Origin of the sequence: Methylobacterium sp. WL103, from assembly GCF_008039885.1 — a bacterium.
Classification (GTDB): Bacteria; Pseudomonadota; Alphaproteobacteria; order Rhizobiales; family Beijerinckiaceae; genus Methylobacterium; species Methylobacterium cerastii.
This window is the reverse complement of sequence record NZ_VRUX01000270.1, coordinates 1-5,501: the sequence shown is the minus strand read 5'-3', so window position 1 is coordinate 5,501 and position 5,501 is coordinate 1. Positions and strand designations below refer to the sequence as shown.

Annotated in this window: 5 protein-coding genes; all 5 read right to left on the bottom strand. The window is 70.7% G+C overall.

The annotated features are described in order from the left end of the window. A partial coding sequence (locus tag FV222_RS15945; protein WP_147815051.1) for a hydroxymethylglutaryl-CoA lyase occupies window positions 1-686 on the bottom strand: 686 nt, incomplete at its 3' end. After that, window positions 683-1,900 carry a CaiB/BaiF CoA-transferase family protein gene (locus tag FV222_RS15940; RefSeq protein ID WP_147815049.1) on the bottom strand — a complete coding sequence of 406 codons (1,218 nt, stop codon included), beginning with the start codon at window positions 1,898-1,900 and terminating at the stop codon, window positions 683-685. The genes FV222_RS15945 and FV222_RS15940, both read right to left, overlap by 4 nt. A 109-nt stretch (window positions 1,901-2,009) precedes the next feature. Then, the gene (locus FV222_RS15935; RefSeq protein ID WP_147815047.1) at window positions 2,010-2,933 is read right to left on the bottom strand and encodes a LysR family transcriptional regulator; all 924 of its coding nucleotides are present in this window, start codon (window positions 2,931-2,933) and stop codon (window positions 2,010-2,012) included. Window positions 2,934-2,961: 28 nt separating this feature from the next. Continuing rightward, window positions 2,962-4,011 carry a 2-dehydropantoate 2-reductase N-terminal domain-containing protein gene (locus tag FV222_RS15930; RefSeq protein ID WP_147752076.1) on the bottom strand — a complete coding sequence of 350 codons (1,050 nt, stop codon included), beginning with the start codon at window positions 4,009-4,011 and terminating at the stop codon, window positions 2,962-2,964. Between the two features lie 162 nt (window positions 4,012-4,173). Then, complete coding sequence (locus FV222_RS15925; RefSeq protein ID WP_147815045.1) at window positions 4,174-5,313, bottom strand: metallophosphoesterase; 1,140 nt, start codon at window positions 5,311-5,313, stop codon at window positions 4,174-4,176. Window positions 5,314-5,501: the final 188 nt, after the last annotated feature.

Below are 5,501 nucleotides of genomic sequence, written 5' to 3'. Positions count from 1 at the left end.
AACCGGCGCGCGCCGGCGCCGTAGGCCGCGAGCACGTTGGCGAGGCCGAGGCCGCGGGTGTTGTGGAAGTGCAGGGTCAGCCTTTCCGCCGGCACGATCGCCAGCGCGCGGGCGACGAGGCGTTCCACTTGCCGCGGGTTGGCCATGCCGGTGGTGTCGGCGAGCGTGACGCCGCCGATCCCGAGGGCGAGGTAGCGCTCGACCTGGGCGATCACTTTGTCGGTCGGCTGGTCGCCCTCGAACGGGCAGCCGAAGGCGGTGGCCACCGTGGCGTTGGTCGAGACGGGGGCGCCCTTCACCGTCTCCATGATCCGCGCGAACCCCTCGATCGAGGCCTCCGGGGTCATGCCCATGTTGGCGCGGTTGTGGGTCTCGCTCACCGAGGCGACGAGGTTGACCTCGCCGACGCCGGCCGCGAGCGCCCGCTCGGCGCCCTTCGGGTTCGGCACCAGGGCGACGTAGACGGTGCCGGGCCGCCGGCCGATCCCGGCGAAGACTTCAGCCGCGTCGCGAAGCGCCGGCACGGCCTTCGGCGAGACGAAGGACGACACCTCGATCCGCGAGAAGCCTGCGGCCGAGAGCGCGTCGACCAGCGCGACCTTGTCGGCGGTTTCGACGTAGCGGGGCTCGATCTGGAACCCGTCGCGGGTGGCGACCTCCTGGATCAGCATGGCATCGCCCGTCATTGCACGGCTCCCTCGCGGCGCAGGCGCTCGATGGCCTCGGTGTCGCGGCCGAGGTCGGCGAGCACGGAATCGGTGTGGGCGCCGAGCGCCGGCCCCTGCCAGCGCACCGCGCCGGGGGTGCCGGAGAGCTTGGGCACGATGCCGGGCATCTTCACCTTCGTGCCGCCGGGCAGCTCCGCGTCGAGGATCATGTCGCGGGCGGCGTAGTGCGGGTCGGCGACGATGTCGGCCACCGAGTAGATCCGGCCCGCCGGCACGTCTGCCGCGTCGAGCACCGCCAGCGCCTCGTCCACGCTGCGCGCGCGGGTCCAGTCCGCGATCACCCCGTCGAGCATGCCGGCGACCTTCGAGCGGCCGTCGTTGTTGCGCAGCGCCGGGTCGTCGGCGAGGTCCGGCCGGCCGATCGCTGTCATCAGGCGCCGGAAGATCGGGTCCGAGTTGCCGGCGACGACGACGAAGCCGTCGTCCTTGGTCGGATAGGTGTTCGAGGGCGTGATGCCGGGCAGTGCCCCGCCGGTCCGGGTGCGGATTTCGCCGAGCAGGTCGTATTCCGGAACCAGGCTCTCCATCACGTTGAACACGCTCTCCACGAGCGAGACGTCGATGACCTGGCCCTGGCCGCCGGCGGTCTTCACGTGCAGCAGCGCCATCAGCGCGCCGATGACGCCATGGAGCGAGGCCAGCGTGTCGCCGATGCTGACCCCGACGCGGGCGGGTGGGCTTTCCGGGCTTCCGGTGGTGAAGCGGATGCCGCCCATCGACTCGCCGATCGCGCCGAAGCCCGGCCGGTCGCGGTAGGGGCCGGTCTGGCCGTAGCCGGAGATGCGAACCATCACGAGCTTCGGGTTTAGCTCGGAGAGCACGTCCCAGCCGAGGCCCAGCTTCTCCAGTCCGCCGGGCCGGAAATTCTCGACCACCACGTCGGCGCTGCGCACGAGGTCCTTCACGATGTCGAGCCCATCGGGCGACTTCAGGTTGATCGCGATCGACTTCTTGTTGCGCGACTGCAGGTACCACCAGAGCGACGTGCCCTCGTGCATCTTGCGCCACCGGCGCAGTGGGTCGCCGTCCTTCGGGGCCTCGACCTTGATCACTTCGGCACCGAACTCGCCGAGGATCTTGGTGGCGAACGGCGCCGCGATCAGCTGACCGAGCTCGAGGACCCGGATTCCGTCGAGCGGGCCGTTGGCCGAAGCTTGCACCGGTCCTGGCATCGGCGTTCCCTCCATCGTCTTTGGACCGATCGGTATGGGATCGGCCGCAGGGTGTCCAAACGCGATGTACCAGCCTGCGTTCTCTTAACGCGAACGCAGGTCTTGCCCTTCAGGCGTCCGCGGTCAGCCGCAGGTGGTCGAACAGCATAGCCGCCGCCGGCGATTGCGCGCCCGGCCGGACGACGAGGCTGAGCGTCCGCCGTGCCCACGGGTCGGTGAGCGGCACGGCGACGACGTTCATCTGCGGCCCGAGCAGGGCGTGGACCCGCTCGGGCACGACGCCGAGCCCCATTCCGGCCTGCGCCATCCGGCAGATCGCGTCGAAGCTCGGCACGTGGACGCGCAGGCGCAGCGGCCGCCCGAGGCGCCGGGCCTCGTCGCGGAGCGTGCCGTAGATCGAGCTTTCCCGGTGCATGCCGACATGGTCGTAGTCGAGGGTGTCGGCGAAGGCGAGGGCGTCTCGGCCGGCCAGGGGATGGCCGGCGGGCACGACGAGGACGAGGCGGTCGCCGCGATACGGATAGGCCTTGAGCGAGCGCGGATCGGTGCGGCCGGCGCAGATGCCGAGGTCGGCGGCGCCTTCCTCGACGCCGGCGACCACGCCGCCGCTCGGGCGCTCCTCCAGGTCGACGCCGATGCCGGCCTGGGCGGCCAGGAAGGCCTGCAGGTCCTCCGGCAGGAACTGCACGATCGCCGAGAGGTTCGCCAGCACGCGGACGAAGCCGCGCAGGCCGCTGGCGTGCTCGGCGAGTTCCAGGGCGATCTGCTCGGCCGACCCGAGCATCCGGCGGGTGTGGTGCAGCAGCGTCTCGCCGGCCGGCGTCGGGCGCATGCCCCTAGGCTCGCGGGTGAGCAGCGTGCAGCACAGCGCCCGCTCCAGCTCGGCGAGGCGCTTGCTGACGGCCGACGGCGCGATCGCGGCCCGCCGCGCCGCGCCGTTGAGCGTGCCCTCCTCGCAGATCGCCGCGAACAGGCGCAGCGTCTTCAAGTCGAGGCGGTTCAGGATGAACGGGGTCGGCGATCCCTCCGACATGGTCCCCGCTCTCCCGCCGCTCCGGGAATCAGCCCGGGATGATGCGCTCGTCGAGCTTGCGGTCCACGATCTCGACCGTGCGGTCGATCTCGGCCTCGGGCATGTCGAGCTGGTGCGAGATCAGCTTGAGCAGCAGGTCGACGCGCTCGATGTAGGGCGCGCCGCTCTCCACCGCGCGGGCGGCCGAGGACGGCTTCAGGAGGCCCTCGGCCGCCTTGGCGTACTTCTCGAACGGCACCTGGTCGGCGGGGTCGGCACCGAGGCGGCGGGCCAGCGCGTCGACATGCTCGTAGATCGCGCGCGAGCGATCGAGGTCGCCGTGCACCGCATCGCGGATCGAGCGCGGGGCCTCGGGGGTGATGCAGCGATAGTTGCCGGTGAGCAGCATCGACCACTTCGCCAGCGGCACGAACAGCGAATCGAACACCTTCAGCTTCACGGGGACGTCGTGCCCGTCGACCCGCACCGCGTCGATGCCCGCCTCCAGCTCCCGGAGCAGTTTGTTGTGCTCGGGGTCGGCGAAGGTCGCCGCCTTGAAGTTCGTCGGCAGCCCGACATGGAGGACGTTGGCGGGCTCGTCCGGCGGGCGGAACGCCTGCGGATCGGGCGAGCACAGCGACATCAGGCCCGGCTCGAAGCGGTCCCAGACGCCGGCATTGGTGTAGGCCTCGCGCAGGTCCATCTTCGCCAGCGCCGGAATCCGCTCGAGATAGGGCAGCGGCGGCATGTTCATGATCGACAGGCACGGCAGCTTGGCCGCGGCGATCTTGATCATCAGCACACGGATCGTGTGGTTGTTGTACTGCGGCTCCTGCATCGCCAAGCCGACGAGGTCGTAGCGCGACACGTCGACGTCTTCGGGCGGCATCGCGTCGACCTTGCCCGGCAGGTCGCGCGAGTGGAACGCCCGGTGCGTGGCCTCGTCGCGCAGCTTGATGCGCACCTCGGTGCCCTGGCTGTTGATGAGATCCGCGGTCTTCCGACGACAGACGAGCGTCACGTCGTGACCGGCCATCAACAGCTTCGTCGCAAGCAGCGAGCCGTAAGATGCCCCGAGGATCAAGATTCGGCGCGGCATGATTTCATCCCTGAGAGTTAGGTTATTGTTTTTGCGTCGGACGATCATCCGGCGTGTATCTGGTATACCCAGTCGTCCGGCTCGCACGCAAGCCACGCTTGGCTTGACGCGCAACGCGATCCACGGCGCCGACGTGGCGGCAGCGCTCTCGTTCAGCGCGACTTATCGGGTCGGCGCCGGGTCGGCGGTGTCATCGCCCCGGCGCAGGGTGATGCGCGTCAGCTCGGAGGGGCGCCCGAGCCTCAGGGCGAAGCCAGGCCAGAGCCCGGTGCCGTTGTTGACGTAGAGAATCATGCCGCCGACCGCGTAGCGGCCCGAGACGAAGGCGCCGTTGGCGCGGGCGAACAGCCGGTCGAAGCCGGCGATCATCCCGCCATGGGTATGGCCGGAGAGCTGCAGCGCGACGCCGTGCGCGGCCGCCGCCCGCGCGCCCTTGGGCTGATGGTCGAGGAGGATGATCGGGGCGCCCTGAGGCGCGCCCGCGAGCGCGGCGTCGAGATCGGGTCCCGGATGGCCGGTCTGCGGCGCCGAACGGTCTGTGACGCCCGCGAGCACCAGGGCGGCGTCGCCGCGCCGCAGCACCGTGTGCCGGTTCGCGAGCACCCGCATGCCGAGCTCGGCATCGTGCCGTATCCAGGCGGGGTAGTCGAAGAAGTACTCGTGGTTGCCGGGCACGATCCAGACGCCGTCCGGCGCGCCGAGCCGGGCGAGCGGCGCCACGTCGGCGCGACGCGAGGCCAGCGCGCCGTCGATCAGGTCGCCGGTGATCACGACCAGGTCCACGCCGAGGCGGTTGGAGCGCGCGACCACCTGTTCGGTCCAGGGGGCCGGGAAGAGCCGGCTGATGTGGAGGTCGGTCAGCTGCAGAAGCGTGTAGCCGTCGAAGGCGTCGGGGAGGTTCGCGATCCGCACTTCGACGTCCAGGAGCGGCGGCACTCCTACGGCCTGCCGCACCGCCAGAGCCGACAGCAGCAGCGCGAGCGCGGCCGCCCCGTAGCGGCAGGCAGCGGGGATCGCCCAGCCGCCGAACGGCCACGCGACCAGCGCAGCGGCGTCGAGCGCCATCTGCATCCCAGCGAGCAGCAGGATGGCGCCGAAGGCCCCGTTGAACAGCACCACCAGCCAACGCGGGAACTCGGGTGCGAACACCGAGCCGGAGGAGAGGCGGCACCACAGGTGGTACTGCGAGGCGACGAGCAGCAGCACCGCCACGGCGGCCTTCGCGGCGGGCGGCCCCGGCAGCGGCCAGAGCACCCGCGTGACGACGTACAGGCAGGGGAGGCTGAAGATCAGATGGAACATGGCCGTCCGGCTACGCCGAAAGCCGGTACCGGGGCCAGGGCCTTCGCATTCGGGCGCCAGCGCGCGGCGCCGCCGACAGGGGCGTCAGGCTGCGATCAATCGCGGAATCGCGGAGCGGAGCCTGGAATATCCGCGGTTCGAGAGCGGCCAGGCCGCCTCGTCCCAGGGTCTCACTCATATACACAACT